Origin of the sequence: Photobacterium alginatilyticum (genome assembly GCF_009910675.1) — a bacterium.
Taxonomy (GTDB): Bacteria; Pseudomonadota; Gammaproteobacteria; order Enterobacterales; family Vibrionaceae; genus Photobacterium; species Photobacterium alginatilyticum.
On sequence record NZ_RSEJ01000012.1, the window covers coordinates 12760 to 29971 of the forward strand.

The 17212-nt window shown below is 50.4% G+C and carries 19 protein-coding genes; 10 read left to right on the top strand and 9 right to left on the bottom strand.

The features are described from left to right. Positions 1 to 5 precede the first annotated feature (5 nt). On the top strand, positions 6 to 356 hold the full coding sequence (locus tag EIZ48_RS12510) for a gamma-glutamylcyclotransferase (protein ID WP_160651789.1): 351 nt from the start codon (positions 6 to 8) through the stop codon (positions 354 to 356). 9 nt (positions 357 to 365) lie between these two features. Here EIZ48_RS12510 and EIZ48_RS12515 read toward each other — a convergent pair whose 3' ends face one another. From EIZ48_RS12515 to fbp, 3 genes are all read right to left on the bottom strand, one after another. After that, positions 366 to 728, bottom strand: a complete 363-nt coding sequence (locus EIZ48_RS12515) for a rhodanese-like domain-containing protein (protein ID WP_160651792.1) — start codon at positions 726 to 728, stop codon at positions 366 to 368. A gap of 95 nt (positions 729 to 823) precedes the next feature. Then, positions 824 to 1354 (bottom strand): inorganic diphosphatase, encoded by a 531-nt coding sequence (gene ppa, locus EIZ48_RS12520; RefSeq protein WP_160651794.1) that lies wholly within the window; start codon positions 1352 to 1354, stop codon positions 824 to 826. Positions 1355 to 1552: 198 nt separating this feature from the next. Beyond that, the gene (gene fbp / locus EIZ48_RS12525; protein ID WP_160651797.1) at positions 1553 to 2563 is read right to left on the bottom strand and encodes a class 1 fructose-bisphosphatase; all 1011 of its coding nucleotides are present in this window, start codon (positions 2561 to 2563) and stop codon (positions 1553 to 1555) included. Positions 2564 to 2768: 205 nt separating this feature from the next. On the opposite strand from fbp, the gene mpl reads away from it, so the two are divergent. Both mpl and EIZ48_RS12535 read left to right on the top strand, forming a co-directional pair. Next, positions 2769 to 4130, top strand: a complete 1362-nt coding sequence (gene mpl / locus EIZ48_RS12530) for a UDP-N-acetylmuramate:L-alanyl-gamma-D-glutamyl-meso-diaminopimelate ligase (protein WP_160651799.1) — start codon at positions 2769 to 2771, stop codon at positions 4128 to 4130. Further along, positions 4127 to 4756, top strand: coding sequence for a flavin prenyltransferase UbiX (locus tag EIZ48_RS12535; RefSeq protein WP_160651802.1), 630 nt, complete (start codon positions 4127 to 4129; stop codon positions 4754 to 4756). Before mpl ends, EIZ48_RS12535 begins: the two co-directional genes overlap by 4 nt. Before the next feature lie 83 nt (positions 4757 to 4839). On the opposite strand, the gene EIZ48_RS12540 is transcribed toward EIZ48_RS12535, so the two are convergent. From EIZ48_RS12540 to argR, 4 genes are all read right to left on the bottom strand, one after another. Continuing rightward, on the bottom strand, positions 4840 to 5292 hold the full coding sequence (locus EIZ48_RS12540; protein WP_160651805.1) for a universal stress protein: 453 nt from the start codon (positions 5290 to 5292) through the stop codon (positions 4840 to 4842). Between the two features lie 79 nt (positions 5293 to 5371). Then, complete coding sequence (locus tag EIZ48_RS12545) at positions 5372 to 7948, bottom strand: TRAP transporter permease (RefSeq protein ID WP_160651808.1); 2577 nt, start codon at positions 7946 to 7948, stop codon at positions 5372 to 5374. 131 nt (positions 7949 to 8079) lie between these two features. Beyond that, the gene (locus EIZ48_RS12550; RefSeq protein ID WP_160651810.1) at positions 8080 to 9048 is read right to left on the bottom strand and encodes a TAXI family TRAP transporter solute-binding subunit; all 969 of its coding nucleotides are present in this window, start codon (positions 9046 to 9048) and stop codon (positions 8080 to 8082) included. A gap of 291 nt (positions 9049 to 9339) precedes the next feature. Further along, complete coding sequence (gene argR / locus EIZ48_RS12555) at positions 9340 to 9810, bottom strand: transcriptional regulator ArgR (RefSeq protein ID WP_160651812.1); 471 nt, start codon at positions 9808 to 9810, stop codon at positions 9340 to 9342. A 377-nt stretch (positions 9811 to 10187) separates the two neighbouring features. Between argR and mdh the strand changes: the two genes are divergently transcribed. Beyond that, positions 10188 to 11126: a malate dehydrogenase gene (mdh, locus tag EIZ48_RS12560; RefSeq protein WP_160651815.1), complete on the top strand. Its 939-nt coding sequence runs from the start codon at positions 10188 to 10190 to the stop codon at positions 11124 to 11126. A gap of 84 nt (positions 11127 to 11210) precedes the next feature. Here the strand turns inward: mdh and EIZ48_RS12565 are convergent, their stop codons facing one another. After that, the gene (locus EIZ48_RS12565; RefSeq protein WP_160651818.1) at positions 11211 to 11402 is read right to left on the bottom strand and encodes a hypothetical protein; all 192 of its coding nucleotides are present in this window, start codon (positions 11400 to 11402) and stop codon (positions 11211 to 11213) included. 127 nt (positions 11403 to 11529) lie between these two features. Next, positions 11530 to 12501, bottom strand: a complete 972-nt coding sequence (gene ispB, locus EIZ48_RS12570; protein ID WP_160651820.1) for an octaprenyl diphosphate synthase — start codon at positions 12499 to 12501, stop codon at positions 11530 to 11532. A gap of 456 nt (positions 12502 to 12957) precedes the next feature. Here ispB and rplU point away from each other — a divergent pair, with 456 nt between their 5' ends. The 6 genes from rplU (at position 12958) to EIZ48_RS12600 (ending at position 17203) form a co-directional block, all read left to right on the top strand. After that, positions 12958 to 13269: a 50S ribosomal protein L21 gene (gene rplU, locus EIZ48_RS12575; protein WP_036825723.1), complete on the top strand. Its 312-nt coding sequence runs from the start codon at positions 12958 to 12960 to the stop codon at positions 13267 to 13269. An 18-nt stretch (positions 13270 to 13287) separates the two neighbouring features. Further along, a complete protein-coding gene (gene rpmA, locus EIZ48_RS12580) occupies positions 13288 to 13545 on the top strand; it encodes a 50S ribosomal protein L27 (protein ID WP_007467532.1) in 258 nt (85 codons plus the stop codon). 64 nt (positions 13546 to 13609) lie between these two features. Continuing rightward, positions 13610 to 14536: a DMT family transporter gene (locus tag EIZ48_RS12585; RefSeq protein WP_160651823.1), complete on the top strand. Its 927-nt coding sequence runs from the start codon at positions 13610 to 13612 to the stop codon at positions 14534 to 14536. An 88-nt stretch (positions 14537 to 14624) separates the two neighbouring features. After that, on the top strand, positions 14625 to 15806 hold the full coding sequence (gene cgtA / locus EIZ48_RS12590) for an Obg family GTPase CgtA (protein WP_160651826.1): 1182 nt from the start codon (positions 14625 to 14627) through the stop codon (positions 15804 to 15806). A 123-nt stretch (positions 15807 to 15929) separates the two neighbouring features. Next, positions 15930 to 16733 (top strand): threonine/serine exporter family protein, encoded by an 804-nt coding sequence (locus EIZ48_RS12595; protein ID WP_160651829.1) that lies wholly within the window; start codon positions 15930 to 15932, stop codon positions 16731 to 16733. Next, positions 16730 to 17203, top strand: coding sequence for a threonine/serine exporter family protein (locus EIZ48_RS12600; protein ID WP_160651832.1), 474 nt, complete (start codon positions 16730 to 16732; stop codon positions 17201 to 17203). Before EIZ48_RS12595 ends, EIZ48_RS12600 begins: the two co-directional genes overlap by 4 nt. Positions 17204 to 17212: the final 9 nt, after the last annotated feature.

The window sequence follows — 17212 nt, forward strand, 5'->3', positions numbered from 1 at the left end:
CTGTTGTGGCAAGAGTATTTGTGTATGGGACATTAAGGAGAGGCCAGTCTAACCATAGCCTGCTAGAACAGGCATCCAGGCTGGGGGCCTGCCAGCTGATGTCGGGCTATTTACTTTTTAATCTCGGTAGTTATCCGGGGGCAAAAAGGAGCAACTTGAGTCATGCTCCGCTGTATGGTGAGGTCTATGAAGTGGACCGTCATACTATGGTCTTGCTCGATCAGCTCGAGGAGTATCCGGAGTTATATACCCGCGAGTTGGTCGAGACGAAATACGGGGCTGCCTGGATTTACCTCTACAACCCTTCTGCTGCAGGCTTGCCTTTGCTTCGCCATGGTGATTGGTGCCGAAGGTAGGGCTGTCTGTTACGGACGAGGCATTGCCTCAAGCAGTGCCTCGTAGCTTTCACCATTATAGATATACTGATAACCCAGTTGCTCGAGGGCTTCTTCTGCGAGCCCGGAACGCCGTCCGGAACGGCAATAAAGAAAAATGGGCTGGGTTTTATCTTTGGCTATTGTTGCCAGCCGGTCGATTTTATTAAAGGGGATGTTGAGAGACTTAGGCAGGTGCCCGGCAATAAACTCTTCATTGGTTCGCACATCAACAATAAGCGGGTTTCCCTCCTGGTGCAGCTGCCAGAATTGTTCGGGTGTTACCACTTCGGCCTGAACAGGGGAGGCAAGCAGAGCGGTGAAGAGAATAAGTTGACGTATTTTGCTTCGCATTTTACAAGGCTAACCTCTGGTTAATCTTATCGGGGCGGTAAACGCTCCTTGTCAGCCCGTGAGAGAAGGAGCGTTATTTCTTAACTGTTAGCCAGTTACTTTTCCTGAGCTCGCTTGAAGGATTCTATAATTTCCTCTTTCGCTGCGGCAGCATCTTCCCAGCCGTCCACTTTTACCCATTTGCCGGCTTCCAGCTCTTTGTATCGCTCGAAGAAGTGGGTAATTTGCGCTTTTAGAAGATCCGGTAAGTCATTGACGTCCTGAATATGGTCGTACTCCTTGCTGAGTTTGCTGTGCGGGACGGCAACCACTTTTGCATCTTCGCCGGACTCATCCGTCATTTTTAGCACACCAACCGGGCGGCAACGGATCACCGAGCCTGGGACTAGCGGGTATGGGGTCGGTACCAAAACATCGACAGGATCACCATCAAGGGACAGAGTATGGTTTACATAGCCATAGTTACAAGGATAGAACATCGGAGTGGACATGAAACGGTCGACAAATACAGCGCCGGTATCTTTGTCTACCTCGTATTTAATTGGATCGGCATTGGCGGGGATTTCGATAACAACGTAGATATCTTCAGGGATGTCCTTTCCTGCTGGCACCTGATTAAGGCTCATGATGTATTCCTTTTATTGGGTTAACTAATTGTTGACGATGTAAGAAATTATAATACCAACTTCGTTAACGAGTTGTCTATTTGGTAACCGTTTTGCCCTATTATGGATGGCGAGCGGAAAGCAGTGGAGAGCGGTAAGAAAGTAGAGACAGAAAAAGAAACAGGCTGCCGAGGCAGCCTGTTGTATCGGGAATCGCTTTTATTCCGGGAACTCTTCCAGGAAGGTTTCTACATTGCGGACCATCTTGGTCGAGCCGACAAAGAACGGTACTCGCTGGTGCAGCTCGGTCGGTTTGAGATCCATGATCCGGTTTTTACCGTCAGATGCCAGGCCACCGGCCTGCTCAATCAAAAATGCCATCGGGTTGCATTCATACAGCAGGCGCAGTTTGCCGTTCGGGTGAGTCGCAGTGCTCGGGTACATATAAATTCCGCCCTTAAGCAGGTTGCGGTGAAAGTCAGCAACCAAAGAGCCGATATAACGAGATGTATACGGGCGGTTATCTTCTGGCACGTCTTCCTGGCAGTGCTTGATGTACTTTTTCACGCCCATCGGGAAGCGGATATAGTTACCTTCGTTAATGGAATAAATACGGCCGTCTTCCGGGATACGCATACTTTCGTGTGACAGGCAGAACACACCCAGTGATGGATCATAGGTAAAACCATGAACACCGTTACCTGTGGTATATACCAACATGGTCGAAGAGCCGTAGATGATGTATCCGGCTGCAACCTGGCGGTGTCCTGGCTGGAGGAAGTCCTCTTCAGTCGGAGGGGTGCCGACTGGGGAAACACGCTGGTAAATAGAGAAAATAGTCCCGACGGAAACGTTTACGTCGATATTCGAAGAACCATCCAGTGGATCCATCAAAACAACGTATTTCGCGTTTAGGTTTAACTCTTTGTTGAAGGCAACGGCTTCGTCTTCTTCCTCACTGGCGACGCCACATACCTGATCGCGGGCTTCAAGCGCGGCTTTGAATTTATCATTCGCGTAGAGGTCGAGCTTTTGCTGATCTTCACCTTGAATATTTTCGCCACCGGCCGATCCTGTGATATCAACCAAGCCTGCCTTGTTGATTTCACGGTTCACGATTTTTGCCGCTAGCTTTATAGAGCCCAGTAGTGAGGAGAGCTCACCGCTGGCATGGGGGAAGTCGGTCTGTTTCTCGACAATGAACTCACCAAGGGTTCTAATATCGGACATATACAATCCTTGCATCATGTTGTCATTGGGGCAGTTAAGTCAGGTACAATGTCTCTTACGGACAGTTTTGGTACCTCTATATAGGATTTATAGCCTGTTAGTGCTGTAAATACGCATAAAGAATTGTATATAAAGATCTTTTTTATGGTACTGAAGTAACACCTAAGCGTGAAATCAACAGAATTTATCCAGTGAGCCGACAGTTATGCATATCCATATTCTAGGAATTTGCGGCACATTTATGGGCGGAGCCGCGATTCTCGCCCGCCAGTTGGGCCATACAGTTACCGGTTGTGATGCCAATGTTTATCCGCCGATGAGTACCTTGCTTGAATCTCAAGGTATTGAAATTATTCAGGGTTATGACCCGTCACAGCTTAACCCTGCTCCCGACCTGGTCGTTGTCGGCAATGCCATGAGCCGGGGTAATCCTTGTGTGGAATATGTACTGAACAATAATCTGCGCTATACCTCGGGGCCGCAGTGGCTGCAGGAAATTTTGCTGCATGACCGCTGGGTATTGGCTGTGGCCGGTACCCATGGCAAGACGACGACAGCCAGTATGCTGGCGTGGATCCTGGAAGATTGTGGCTATCAGCCGGGTTTTCTGGTTGGTGGCGTGCTCGGAAACTTCGGTGTTTCCGCGCGGTTAGGTGAAAGTATGTTCTTCGTTGTCGAGGCGGACGAATACGATAGTGCTTTTTTCGATAAGCGTTCTAAGTTTGTTCATTATCGACCACGCACGCTCGTTATGAACAATTTAGAGTTCGATCACGCAGATATTTTTGATGATTTGAAAGCCATCCAACGCCAGTTTCATCATTTAGTGAGAACTGTGCCGGGTAATGGCCGGATCCTTGCTCCTAAAAATGTCGACAATATCCAGCAGACGCTGGATATGGGATGCTGGAGCGAACTGGAATATACCGGCGAAGACGGTCACTGGCAGGCACGCAAGCTCGTTGCCGACGGCAGCCAGTTTGAGGTGTACCTGGAAGGTGAACGTGCTGGTGTCGTGAGTTGGGAGCTGGTGGGCGATCATAATGTCAGCAATGCCCTGATGGCGATTGCGGCGGCCCGCCATGTGGGTGTGACAGCGGATTTGGCCTGTGAGTCATTGGCTAAATTTATCAATACCAAGCGCCGTCTGGAGCTGAAAGGCGAGGTGAACGGCATCAAGGTGTACGATGACTTTGCCCACCACCCGACTGCGGTTGAGCTGACGCTGGGCGGCTTGCGGGCCAAGGTGGGGAACGAGCGTATCCTGGCGGTCTTGGAGCCGCGATCTAATACCATGAAGCTGGGGGTTCATAAACAGGATTTGGCGCCGGCACTCCAAGCGGCGGATGAAGTGTATATTTTCCAACCGGATACCATTCCCTGGTCGGTAGAAGAAATTGCCTCGGCCTGTTCTCAGCCAGCAACGACAGACTGCGACTTGACAGCGCTAGTGGCGAAAATTGCAGCGTCTGCAAAGCCTGGCGATAATATTCTGGTGATGAGCAACGGTGGTTTTGGCGGTATTCATGACAAGCTGCTGGCCGCATTGGCAGAGAAGAGCGAATGAGTAACAAGATACGAGATAAGCGAATTACCCTGGCCTGGACCGGTGCCTCTGGTGCACCCTACGGCCTGCGCTTGCTGGAATGCTTACTGGCTGCGGACTACCAGGTATATCTACTGATTTCATCGGCGGCCCGTGTTGTACTGGCAACGGAACATGGTCTTAAGTTACCTTCTGGTCCGGATGCGGCGAAAAAGGCATTGGTTGAGTATCTTGACTGTGATGCCAGCAAGCTGGAAGTGTGTGGCAAAGAAGACTGGTTCTCGCCGGTGGCATCGGGTTCTGCAGCTCCGAAGCAGATGGTGGTTTGCCCTTGCTCGGCAGGTACACTGGCGTCTGTTGCACACGGCATGTCTGATAACCTGCTCGAGCGAGCTGCTGATGTGGTCCTGAAAGAGCGCGGGCAGTTATTGCTGGTGGTACGGGAAACGCCGTTCTCGACACTGCATCTGGAGAACATGCTGAAGCTGTCAAAGATGGGAGTGACCATCATGCCGGCGGCACCTGGTTTTTACCATCAGCCTGAAAGCATCAATGATCTGGTTGACTTTATGGTGGCCAGGATCCTCGATCATCTTGGTGTCGAGCAGGGGTTGGTTCCGCGCTGGGGCTACGATCAGCGACAGTGAGTGTCGGAATATGTAGATAAGAAGAAGCCCGCTTGAGCGGGCTTTTTTGAGCGTACTAGATCACACCAATGATTCAGATTGGGTTAGACATCTTGCAGGTGGGCCTGGGGTTTGATCACCACGACATTGATTGGTGAGTTCTCGACCACTTTGGAAGCGACAGAGCCCAGCATGACCTTATCGAGGCGAGAGCGTTTATGGCTCGGCAAAATGATCAGATCGGCACCAATGCGTCCGGCATACTCTAGAATGGTGGTCCAGGTTTTCCCTTCGGAAACATACTGGTGGTGAACAATTTCATCTGGGATATGCTGGCTGGCAAAATCTTTTAGCTGGTGCTGGGCATCTTGCATCATTTTTCGGGCGGCATCTTTCGGGAAATAGCTCGATACCATCGACATGTGAATACCTGGAAGCACATTGAGTAAGTGAATGGTCGCATTGGACTGTTTGGCCAGCCAGACGGCCTGCTCGACGGCTTTGTCGGCGAAGCCTTGGTCGTTTAGATCTACGGGCACTAAAATCTGCTTATACATATTATTCTCTTTGTTTTCATATAGGGAGAGTGAACTCTCCCTATAGTTTAGACCTGTATTGACCAGGTCAGTGGCAAGATTATGCGTGTGACAGCTGCTTGGCACGACGGCGCTGGTTCCAGCCAAGGGCTGCCAGCAAGATGAGGGTAGGAACAAATACCCACTCCTTCATCGGCCTTACTGCCGGCAAGCTGACCTGGGTGATCTCCCAGTCAAAATCAATACCGGCGGCTTCGGCCGGGCTGCCGAACTCAACCAGATCGACCAGCATTTTCTCGCCTTCCTGACGCAGCATCAGGCCCGTCGAGGCAATACGTTCGTCGGCGCTAACCGCATCCTCATCAAACGGTAGCAGCACATGCTTGCTTACCAGCTTGCCTTCGAGATTTTCGCCGCTGACCTGTAGCTCAATAGGTTGGCCTATTGCCAGCTTGTCGGCAGCATCGACGATAAGCACTCCTGGCATTTCATGTTTTGCCGGGTAGACCATATCCCACCAGAAGCCCGGTCTGAACAGCGAGAAGGTAATGAGAAGCAGGGCAATGACTTCCCACCATTTGGTTTTGGTAAACCACCATCCCTGAGTGGCAGCCGAGAACGTAAGCATGGCGATGACGGCTGAGCTGACTGTCAGGAATAGGTGCCACCAAGTGTCAATATTCATCATCAATAGCTGGGTATTGAAGATAAACATAAACGGGAGGATGGCGGTACGGATATCATAGGTAAAGCCCTGGATACCGGTACGGATTGGATCGCTTTTGGCAATGGCTGCGGCAGCGAAGGCGGCCAGACCGACTGGCGGGGTGTCATCAGCCAGGATGCCGAAATAGAACACGAACAGGTGGACAGCGATCAGCGGAATGATCAGGCCGTTTTGGGCACCGAGTGTAACAATTACGGGAGCCATCAAGGTTGAGACAACAATGTAGTTAGCAGTGGTTGGCAGGCCCATACCGAGTACCAGACTGATCACTGCGGTAAACAGTAGCATCAGCATGATGTTGCCGCCGGAGATAAACTCGACAAAGTCGGTCATAACCAGCCCGATCCCGGTAAGGGTAACCACGCCGACAACAATACCGGCGGCCGCAGTAGCCACACCGATACCGATCATGTTGCGGGCTCCGGACACCAAGCTTTCAAGCAGATCACGAACGCCTTCCATCGAGGCTTCACTGATGGTCTTTTCTTTATTGAACATTGCCAGCAGCGGACGCTGCGTGAGCAGAATAAAGATCATAAAGACTGTCGCCCAGAAGGCGGAAAGACCAGGAGAAAAACGTTCGACGGTCAGGCACCAGACCAAGACGACGATAGGTAACAGGAAGTAAAGGCCGGACTTGATGGTCGGACCCGGATCGGGCACTTCGGTGATATCGTCTTCAGGGTTCTCCATCAGGTGATCCTGATAGTTGGCCGATACTTTAACCAGAGCAACGTAAGCAATAAGGATCACGACCCCGATGATTGGCGTTGCTGCAGCACCAAAGATATCCTTGGTCCAGCCAACTCCATAATAGACCATTGCGCTCAATACGATCAGGCCAAGGATCGTGCCGCTAAATGACAGCAGACTCTGGGCCAGGGTCGGTTTGTAGTGGCGCTTAAGCCCGGTCATGCCAGCCTTGCAGGCCTCGAGATGAACGATATACAGCAGGGCAATATAGGAGATAAGTGCTGGCAGCAATGCCGCTTTAATGACTTCTACATAGGAGATACCGACATACTCAACCATCAGGAAGGCGGCGGCGCCCATGATCGGTGGTGTCAGCTGACCATTGGTGGAGGCGGCAACCTCGACGGCACCGGCCTTGGTACCGGGAAAGCCGACTTTTTTCATCAATGGGATGGTGAAAGTACCGGTTGTGACGACATTGGCAATTGACGAGCCGGAGACGAGTCCGGACAGCCCGGATGCCACAACGGCAGCTTTTGCCGGCCCGCCACGCATGTGGCCAAGCAGTGAAAAGGCGACCTTGATGAAGTAGGCGCCGGCTCCTGCGCGCTCAAGCATGGCACCAAACAGGACGAACAGGAAGACGAAGGAGGTTGATACGCCAAGGGCAATACCAAACACCCCTTCGGTTGTCAGCCACAGGTGTGACATGGCCTTGTTCAGACTGGCACCTTTATGGGCGATAACATCTGGCATGTGTGGGCCGCCGAAGGTGTACAGTAAAAATACCGCAGCCACGACCATCAACGGTGGGCCGAGCGCCCGGCGAGTGGCCTCTAGCAATAGCACCATGCCGGTAACGGCAATGACAATGTCAAACTGTGTCGGTGCACCAGAGCGGCCGGCAAGTTCGGTATAAAAAATATAGATATAGGCGGCAGAGAAGCTGCCTGCCAGGGCCAGACCCCAATCTGTGAGTGGAATGCGATCTCGAGGAGAGTGCTTTAATGCCGGGTAGGCTGTGAAAGCCAGGAATATAGCAAACGCCAGATGGATCGATCGGGCTTCGGTATCGTTTAATACGCCAAAGTCAAAAATAAACGGAAGTGGTGAGGCATACCACAGCTGGAACAGTGACCAACATAGCGGTACGAACCATAGGATGCGTCCAGCCATTCCAACAGGACTCCTTGCCCCTGTGTCTGCCTGAGCCACCATATCCTGCACATCTGTCGACGCTTCGGTTGTCTTAGTCATGCATAATCCTTCTTCGATGGACTAGGTAAAAAGTGTTTTTTTATTATTTTTATAGGTAGGTGAAATAGCATGCGCCGCTTGCGCGGCGCATGAGTGGCAACCAGTGCCTGATAAAGGTAAGTCAATACAGGTTACTTCAGGTAACCCATTTCCTTGTAGTAGCGCTCTGCACCTGGGTGTAGAGGAATGGACAGACCGTCCTTCACCATGTTCTCAGGTTTCAGGTTAGCAAATGCCGGGTGAAGACGTTTGAAGGTATTGAAGTTTTCAAATACCGATTTCACCAGCGCGTAGACAACATCGTCAGATACGTCGGTAGAGGAAACCAGGGTTGCCGCAACACCAAAGCTGTTTACGTCGTCATTGGTGCCTTTGTACATACCACCCGGCACTGTGCTTTTGGCGTAGTACGGGTTGTCGGCAACGATCTTGTCGATAGCTGCGCCAGTTGCCGGAACTAGCTTGGCCTCACAAGAGGTTGTGGCTTCTTTGATTGAACCGTTTGGATGACCAACTACATAGACGAAGGCATCAATTTTGTTATCGCAAAGTGCCTGGGAGCGCTCGGAGCCTTTGAGTTCGGAAGCCAGTTTGAAATCGGCGTTGGTCCAGCCCATTGCATCCATCACCACACCCATGGTGGCGCGGTCGCCAGAGCCTGGGTTACCAATGTTTACACGCTTGCCTTTCAGATCAGCAACACTATTGATGCCAGAGTCGGTACGGGCAATGATGTTGAACGGTTCGGTGTGGATCGAGAATACTGCACGTAGTTTCTTGTAGGCACCCTGATCTTTGAACTTGCTGGTACCGTTATAGCCGTGATATTGCCAGTCAGACTGAACAATACCGAAGTCCAGTTCACCGGCACGCATGGTATTGACGTTGTAGATAGAACCGCCAGTGGACTCTACCGAGCAGCGGACATTGTGCTGCTTGCGATCTTTGTTGACGAGCTTACAGATAGCGCCACCAGTTGGGTAGTAAACCCCAGTGACGGAGCCGGTGCCAATTGTGATGAAATCCTGGGCACTGGCCATGCCGCTAGTCATAACTGCTGCGGCTAAAGCACTGATTTTAACAATTTGTTTTAATGCCATGTTTGTCCCTTCCTAATTGTTGTTATCTCCAGTATGGAAATGTTTTCCATCGGTGGAAAAGGCATATTTGCTTAAGCAAATCAGAACGATGATAGCAAAAGAGACAAGGAAAATTAAAATTATGTTAATGATTGTTTGCCGGATTACTGAAAAAAAAGCACAGAAATGATATTGGGAAAGGAATAATTATTTATATCAATCATGCACTTGCATGAAAAGTATGCAATTTATGAAAGTTTTTCTGAATGTGAGCTCTCTCTCATTTGCTGAGAGAGAGGATCGGGAAGATTTTTAGTTGCTGTAGTCAAAAAGCTTGCACACCGAACTGAACAATTCTTCGGTAGAAATGGTGTTTGTCGGGGTAATGAAAATCGTATCGTCGCCTGCGACTACGCCCAGAATACCTTCTGCCTTGCCTAACGAATCTAATAGGCGGGCAATCACCTGAGCGGCACCAGGTCCGGTGTGAATAACAACCAGCGCACTGTTGTAATCGATCTCCATTACCAGCTCTTTGAGCGGGCTGCTGGTGGTCGGTACACCCAGTTCCACGGGCAGGCAATAGACCATCTCCATCTTAGCGTTGCGGGTGCGGACCGCACCAAACTTCGTCAGCATGCGAGAGACTTTTGACTGGTTTATATTGTCGAACCCCTGAGCTTTCAAGGCGTCTACAATTTCACCTTGAGAACTGAATTTTTCTTCTTTTAGAATGGCTTTGAATGCTTTGACTAAGCGTTCTTGTTTATCTGAATTTCGCATAAGTAAATTTCATATACAGGGACGAGGTGCCGTATTCTTGCATAACCCTCTGGTTGGTAGCAAACCATGTTCATGGAAACTGGAGTGTTAGTCACCATTCTGGTGGAATAGGATGAATAATTATTTAACTCTGATCGGTTTCTCCACCATTTGTCGACTGCAATCCCGGGAAAGAAATGTTATATATATGTAGCACATTTTATTCTTGCTTATGCGTGACTTCGCAAAGCTGGTTGGGTTTGATTGTATTTCACTATTTGTTGCTATAACGTCATCATGACCAATCAAATGAAATCATGGTCTTAGCTGAGTTATGTCTTCATTTGATTGGTTTTAGGTCTGAAAAAAATATACTTCTATCGTAAAGGAGAACGAACATGAAAGTTGCTGTAATTGGCGCTGCTGGCGGTATCGGCCAGGCTCTGGCTCTGCTTCTGAAAAACCGCCTGCCAGCGGGCTCTGATCTGGCGCTCTACGATATTGCGCCTGTAACACCGGGTGTTGCTGCTGATCTGAGTCATATCCCTACACCGGTTTCAATCAAAGGTTATGGTGGTGAAGATCCGACTCCTGCACTGGAAGGTGCTGACGTTGTGTTGATTTCTGCAGGTGTTGCGCGTAAACCAGGTATGGATCGCGCGGATCTGTTTAATGTTAATGCGGGCATCGTTAAGTCTTTGGCTGAAAGAATTGCCGTTGTATGTCCGAATGCCTGTGTCGGTATCATTACGAACCCGGTTAACACTACGGTGGCGATTGCTGCTGAAGTACTGAAGAAAGCCGGTGTTTATGACAAGCGTAAGCTGTTCGGCGTAACAACCTTGGATGTTATCCGTTCTGAAACCTTTGTGGCCGAGCTAAAAGATATCGACCCGGGCCAGGTACGCGTACCTGTTATCGGCGGTCACTCTGGCGTAACGATCCTGCCTCTGCTTTCACAGGTTGAAGGTGTTGAGTTCAGCGAAGAAGAAATTAAGGCGCTGACACCGCGCATTCAGAATGCCGGTACCGAGGTTGTCGAAGCGAAAGCGGGTGGCGGCTCTGCGACATTGTCAATGGGTCAGGCTGCATGCCGCTTCGGTCTTGCCCTGGTTCGTGCGCTTCAGGGTGAAGAAGGCGTTGTCGAATGTGCCTACGTTGAAGGCGAAGGCCAGCATGCTCGCTTCTTTGCTCAGCCTGTGCGTCTGGGTAAGGACGGCGTAGAAGAGGTGATGGATTACGGCAAGCTAAGTGCATTTGAGCAGGATGCGCTGGAAAGCATGCTAGATACTCTTCAGGGCGATATCACCAAAGGCGAAGAGTTTGCTGCGCAGTAAACTGAGTCAGCGATAGTAAAAAAAGCGGCCATAGGCCGCTTTTTTTATATCTGGTAACCCGTATCGGTTCGGTAAATGTGAGAGTTAGTAATAGCTGTCACATCCGGTGTGCAGCTGGGGCTGCTCTTTGATGTCGTCACAGTTTATGTTGATGCGTTTGTGATCACTCATACTCTCGATAATGGCAGTATTATGTTCCTGGTCAACGTCAATCACTTCTGCGACGCCTTGCTGGCATTCTACCCACATTCCCGGTTTAAGATCTTTGGCTTGCATAATCAACCTCCACTAGATCACAAGGATCACAGTTAACTATAGAACAAGAAAAGGATCCTCTTTCAGAGCCGGAAGATCAAAAAAGCCTGCGCTCGGCAGGCTTTGGGATCCGGGGAGGGAGTGTGGCTTACTTGTTGCGCTTGACGGCCAGGTGGGCCAGTGCGATAAGTGCTTCTTTGTGCTCTGAATCAGGAATAGCACCAAGGCAGGCAATCGCTTTTTCTGCTTCTTGCTCGGCACGTTGCTGGGTATATTCCAGTGAACCGACTTCACGCATACAGGCTAGGATCGGCTCAAGCTTGTCAAGGCCATCACCTTTTTCAATGGCTTCCCGGATCATTGCGGCCTGCTCGGCATTCCCATGATGCATGGCATGCAATAGCGGAAGGGTTGGTTTGCCCTCGGCCAGGTCATCACCGACATTTTTTCCCATCTCCTCACCGTCGGCATTGTAATCCAATACATCGTCGATAAGCTGGAAGGCCGTACCTAAGAAGCGACCGTAGTCCTGCAAGGCAATTTCGGTATGTTCCGGCGCATCGGCAAGAATGGCTGCGACCTGGGTCGCGGCTTCGAACAAGCGAGCGGTTTTTGAGTAGATAACCTGCATATAGTTATCTTCCGTGGTATCCGGATCATTGCAGTTCATCAGCTGTTGCACTTCGCCTTCGGCGATCACATTTACGGCTTCGCTCATAATGTCGAGGATCCGCAGGGATCGCAGGCTGGTCATCATCTGGAAGGAGCGAGTATAGATATAGTCACCTACCAACACGCTGGCAGCATTGCCGAACATGGCATTGGCGGTTGCCTTGCCACGGCGCATATCTGACTCATCGACAACATCGTCATGAAGTAGTGTTGCTGTATGCGTAAACTCGATAAAAGCTGCGGCAGTCGTGTGCTTGTTGCCTTCATAGCCAAGGGCGCGGGCAGCCAAGACGGCCAGCATTGGACGCAGGCGTTTTCCGCCGCCACTGACAATGTAAAAACCGAGTTGATTGATTAAGGCCACATCTGAATTCAGCTGTGCCAGTATCTTCGCGTCAACTTCCGCCATATCTTTGGCGGTAAGCGCTTGGATAGCTTTAAAATCCATTGTATATCCAGCAAAATTGTTTGCCGCACCAGGCGGAAAAGTTAAGTATACCAATTGACAGTAAACAGACGTCAAGCAGTGGTGGCAGGGTATTTGTAAAGGCTGTCGGCATTATTATACGTGATGCTTATCCGAAAACTGCTACGATGAGCTGTAGCACACTTTACCTCTAAAACTTCCCGCCAAGGCATGAAATCGCTGGCTATTGTTGTCAACTGGCATCAAAAATATTTACCGAATACTACACTAAAACCTCGCTATCTTCATAACCTCGTTTACGTTTAAATCAGGGACTTTTATTACTGGCTAGCTTTTCGCCATTTTTCTTCGCTTAATGGGTTGCCAGAAGTCCCGTTTTCGCGTAACATTCGCGCCCTATTGATGACAAGATTAAGCGCATACCCATAGCCCGAGTTATAAGTGGCTAATGGCCTATGCGGACAAGCGGAGTAAGACATGTACGCTGTTTTCCAAAGTGGTGGTAAACAACACCGTGTAAGCGAAGGCCAGACCCTACGCTTAGAAAAACTAGACGCTGAAACTGGTGCTAGCGTTGAATTTGATTCAGTTCTTCTTGTAGCTAACGGCGAAGAAGTAACTGTAGGTGCACCTTTCGTAGCTGGCGGTAAAGTAACTGCTGAAGTTGTTACTCACGGTCGTGGCGATAAAGTTAAAATCGTTAAGTTCCGTCGTCGTAAGCACTCTCGTAAGCAAGCGGGCCACCGTCAGTGGTTCACTGAAGTCAAAATCACTGGCATCAGCGCTTAATAACAGGAGAATTTAAAGATGGCACACAAAAAAGCTGGCGGTTCTACTCGTAACGGTCGCGATTCAGAAAGCAAACGTCTAGGTGTTAAGCGTTTCGGTGGCGAATCTGTACTAGCAGGTAACATCATCGTTCGTCAGCGTGGTACTAAATTCCACGCTGGTAACAACGTAGGCCTAGGTAAAGACCACACTCTATTCGCTCTATCTGATGGTAAAGTGAAGTTCGAAGTTAAAGGTCCTAAGAACCGTAAATTCGTATCTATCGAAGCTGAATAATTCAGTCTCATAACGAATTATAAAGCCCTGCCTACTGGCGGGGCTTTTTGTTATGGAAGGGTTTATGCCAAATCAGAACCCGACGGCAGGCATATTACTGGCGTTAACGACGGCCTTTTTCTGGGGAGCATTGCCCATAGCAATGAAACAAGCCGTAGAAGTGATGGAGCCATTTACGATTGTCTGGTATCGCTTTGTAACGGCTTCGCTCGGGCTGGGCCTGTGGTTATATTGGCGTAGGCAGCTGCCCCAGGTTCGTGCATTGGGGATAGCCGGATATGGCACCCTGCTGCTGGCGAGTATTGGTCTGGCGGGGAATTTTGTGCTGTTTAACAGTGCACTGGAATACCTTAACCCGCCTGTTGTGCAGGTTATTATCCAGCTGGCACCGGTCATTTTGTTGTTGTCCAGTGTGTGGCTGTTTAAAGAGAAGCTGGGTGTACATCAGGTGATTGGTGTGAGCTGCCTGATGTTTGGCTTGTTGCTGTTTTTCAATGAACGGCTTGTCGAGCTGTTTACCAGCTTTACAGGTTATACTTTGGGTGTTGTGCTTGCCGTGCTGGCAGCGTTGGTATGGGTCGTTTACGGCCTGGCCCAAAAAGTCATGCTCAGGCAGTTTAGCTCGCCTCAGATCTTATTGATGATCTATTTGATCTGTGCCCTGATGCTGACACCATTGGCAGTACCTGAACAGATCTTGCTGATGGATCAGAGACAGCTGGGCATGTTGATGTTTTGCTGTATAAATACCCTGGTCGGCTATGGCGCGTTTGCGGAAGCAATGGCCCGCTGGCAGGCCTCGCAAGTGAGCGCAGTAATCACCCTGGCTCCCTTGTTTACAATTATGTTTGTCGACCTAGCCAGTATGTTCTGGCCACAGTACTTTGCTGCCGCCGCCCTGAATGTGATGGGGTATGTTGGCGCTATCGTTGTGGTAAGTGGTGCAATGTTTTGTGCTATTGGCCATAAATTTATCAGGCAGCATAACTAGTCAAGGTCAATTACAATAGGTTAATAGTGCCGGGAAATTGCTGACGGTCCTGGTCGAGAAGTTTTAACGCCACAGCGCGGAGAAAGAGATGAAGTTTGTAGATGAAGCGGCAATTCGAGTCGATGCCGGTGACGGTGGCAACGGTACAGTAAGTTTCCGTCGTGAGAAATACGTACCGAAGGGCGGCCCTGACGGTGGTGACGGCGGTGATGGCGGTGATGTTTATCTGCTGGCCGATGAGAACCTCAATACCCTGATTGACTACCGTTTTGAACGATTCCATGCCGCGCAGCGTGGCGAGAATGGTCGGGGCGGTAACTGTACCGGTAAGCGTGGCGAAGACAATGTGCTGTCGGTGCCTGTAGGTACCCGCGCTGTTGATGAAGAAACGGGTGAAGTGATTGCTGATCTGACCCAGCATGGCATGAAGATCATGGTTGCCAAGGGGGGCTTCCATGGCCTGGGCAATACCCGCTTCAAGTCATCGGTAAACCGTGCACCTCGTCAGAAGACGATGGGTACCAAGGGTGAAGTGCGTCATCTTCGCCTGGAGCTATTATTGCTGGCTGATGTAGGCATGCTGGGCTTGCCAAATGCCGGTAAATCAACCTTTATTCGCTCTGTATCGGCTGCAAAGCCGAAGGTCGCCGACTATCCGTTTACGACTTTGGTTCCGAGCCTGGGTGTGGTACGTGTCGATAGCGAGCGCAGCTTCGTGGTTGCCGATATTCCTGGTCTGATCGAAGGCGCTGCTGACGGTGCTGGCCTGGGGATTCGTTTCCTTAAGCACCTTGAGCGCTGCCGCGTGCTCCTGCACATGATTGATCTACTGCCTGCTGATGGTTCAGACCCGATTGAGAACGCATTTACGATTCTTAATGAGCTGGATCAGTACAGCGAGAAGTTGGCTAACAAGCCGCGCTGGATCGTATTCAATAAGGTTGATCTTCTGCCGGAAGATGAAGCGCAGGCTAAGATCGAGGCGATCTTGGAAGCGCTGGCCTGGGAAGATGATTATTACTGTATTTCAGCACTGAACCGTATGGGTACCAAAGAGCTGACCTATGACTTGATGAAGCAGATTGAGTCAATGCCAGTGGAAGCTTTCGAAGAAGACGAAACTGATACTGAAGAGAAGAAGGTCGAGTTTAAGTGGGACGATTATCACGAGCAGCAGGTGAAGAAAGCCGAAAGCAGTGATGACGACGATGATGACTGGGACGACTGGAACGAAGATGATTATGATGTAGAGATTATCTACAAACCGTAATTAACACCGTTGTTAAAAGCCGCTCTTGGGAGCGGCTTTTTTGTGTCTGGTCAACGCAGTAGACTAAGAATTGTCTGATAATTGAACTTTTTGGTATTAGCAGACACACTCAGAGGGCAGGAAATGGTAAGTGGGGCGGAGCCGTTGACACCAACGTTAACAGAGCCACAGCAACGGGAAATATCGAGGTTGGCCGTATTGGCAGGCCAGCGGCTGCTTCAGCATGGGGCTGAAAGCACGCTGGTGGCGGATGTTACCTGTCGGTTAGGGCGGGCATTGGGCGCTGAAAGCGTCGAGGTGTCATTGTCTGCCAGTTCAATGGTGATCACGACATTGAGCCATGGACGGTGCATTACAACTACTCGCCGTTGTCAGGATCGCGGGATCAATATGCAGGTGGTCACCGAGGTACAGCGGGTCGTGATCATGGCCGAGCGCGGTTTGCTGGATATTCAGGGGGTGCATGATCGCCTGCTAAAGATCCAGGCGCTGCGTTATAACCGTGTATTGGTTATTTTTATGATTGGCCTGTCCTGTGCTTCGTTCAGTCGCCTGGCCGGCGCAGACTGGCCGGTCTTCTTTCTGACCTTCTTTGCCTCTTCCGTCGGGATGTTTGTCCGCCAGGAGATCGCTCATTGCCACTTTAATCCTCTGGTTAACTTTGGCGTAACCGCCTTTGTGACCACGCTGATCTCTGGCTTCGGCCAGGTGTACCAGATCGGTGAAGCCCCTTTTCTGGCGATGGCCTCTTCGGTGTTGATGCTGGTGCCTGGTTTTCCGCTGATTAATGCCATCTCCGATATGGTGAAGGGCTATGCCAACATGGGGATAGCGCGCTGGACCATGGCAACCTTGCTGACGTTGTCGACGAGCATGGGCATTGTCGCTGCGATGAATGTGCTCGGCGTCTGGGGGTGGCTATCATGATTGATGTCGATTTTTTGCTGGCGCTGCTCAATGACATGTTTTTTGCAATGATCCCGGCGGTCGGCTTTGCACTGGTGTTCAATGTGCCGCAAAAGGCACTGAAATATTGTGCCATCGGGGGCGCTTTGGGACATGGAAGCCGGTTTGTTCTGATGCATTGGGGGGTCCCTATCGAGTGGGCGACTCTGGGAGCTGCGACGTTGGTCGGGATGATCGGAGTTCATTGGTCACATCGTTTTCTTGCCCACCCGAAGGTGTTCACGGTGGCTGCGATGATCCCTATGGTGCCCGGTGTGTTTGCGTTCAAGGCGATGATTGCACTGGTTGAAATCAATCACAGAGGCTTTAGTCCCGAGCTGTGGGCGCTGATGCTGGAAAACGTTATCAAGGCTGTATTTATTGTTGCCGCGCTGGCAATTGGGCTGGCAATGCCGGGGCTATTGTTTTATCGTCGCCGTCCTGTGGTTTAGTTTTTGCTG

Bases quoted from the DNA above. Each gene is read 5' to 3' on its own strand.
- EIZ48_RS12515 (WP_160651792.1), bottom strand. From the start codon at position 728: ATGCGAAGCAAAATACGTCAACTTATTCTCTTCACCGCTCTGCTTGCC.
- ppa (WP_160651794.1), bottom strand. From the start codon at position 1,354: ATGAGCCTTAATCAGGTGCCAGCAGGAAAGGACATCCCTGAAGATATC.
- fbp (WP_160651797.1), bottom strand. From the start codon at position 2,563: ATGTCCGATATTAGAACCCTTGGTGAGTTCATTGTCGAGAAACAGACC.
- mpl (WP_160651799.1), top strand. From the start codon at position 2,769: ATGCATATCCATATTCTAGGAATTTGCGGCACATTTATGGGCGGAGCC.
- EIZ48_RS12535 (WP_160651802.1), top strand. From the start codon at position 4,127: ATGAGTAACAAGATACGAGATAAGCGAATTACCCTGGCCTGGACCGGT.
- EIZ48_RS12540 (WP_160651805.1), bottom strand. From the start codon at position 5,292: ATGTATAAGCAGATTTTAGTGCCCGTAGATCTAAACGACCAAGGCTTC.
- EIZ48_RS12545 (WP_160651808.1), bottom strand. From the start codon at position 7,948: ATGACTAAGACAACCGAAGCGTCGACAGATGTGCAGGATATGGTGGCT.
- EIZ48_RS12550 (WP_160651810.1), bottom strand. From the start codon at position 9,048: ATGGCATTAAAACAAATTGTTAAAATCAGTGCTTTAGCCGCAGCAGTT.
- argR (WP_160651812.1), bottom strand. From the start codon at position 9,810: ATGCGAAATTCAGATAAACAAGAACGCTTAGTCAAAGCATTCAAAGCC.
- mdh (WP_160651815.1), top strand. From the start codon at position 10,188: ATGAAAGTTGCTGTAATTGGCGCTGCTGGCGGTATCGGCCAGGCTCTG.
- EIZ48_RS12565 (WP_160651818.1), bottom strand. From the start codon at position 11,402: ATGCAAGCCAAAGATCTTAAACCGGGAATGTGGGTAGAATGCCAGCAA.
- ispB (WP_160651820.1), bottom strand. From the start codon at position 12,501: ATGGATTTTAAAGCTATCCAAGCGCTTACCGCCAAAGATATGGCGGAA.
- rplU (WP_036825723.1), top strand. From the start codon at position 12,958: ATGTACGCTGTTTTCCAAAGTGGTGGTAAACAACACCGTGTAAGCGAA.
- rpmA (WP_007467532.1), top strand. From the start codon at position 13,288: ATGGCACACAAAAAAGCTGGCGGTTCTACTCGTAACGGTCGCGATTCA.
- EIZ48_RS12585 (WP_160651823.1), top strand. From the start codon at position 13,610: ATGCCAAATCAGAACCCGACGGCAGGCATATTACTGGCGTTAACGACG.
- cgtA (WP_160651826.1), top strand. From the start codon at position 14,625: ATGAAGTTTGTAGATGAAGCGGCAATTCGAGTCGATGCCGGTGACGGT.
- EIZ48_RS12595 (WP_160651829.1), top strand. From the start codon at position 15,930: ATGGTAAGTGGGGCGGAGCCGTTGACACCAACGTTAACAGAGCCACAG.
- EIZ48_RS12600 (WP_160651832.1), top strand. From the start codon at position 16,730: ATGATTGATGTCGATTTTTTGCTGGCGCTGCTCAATGACATGTTTTTT.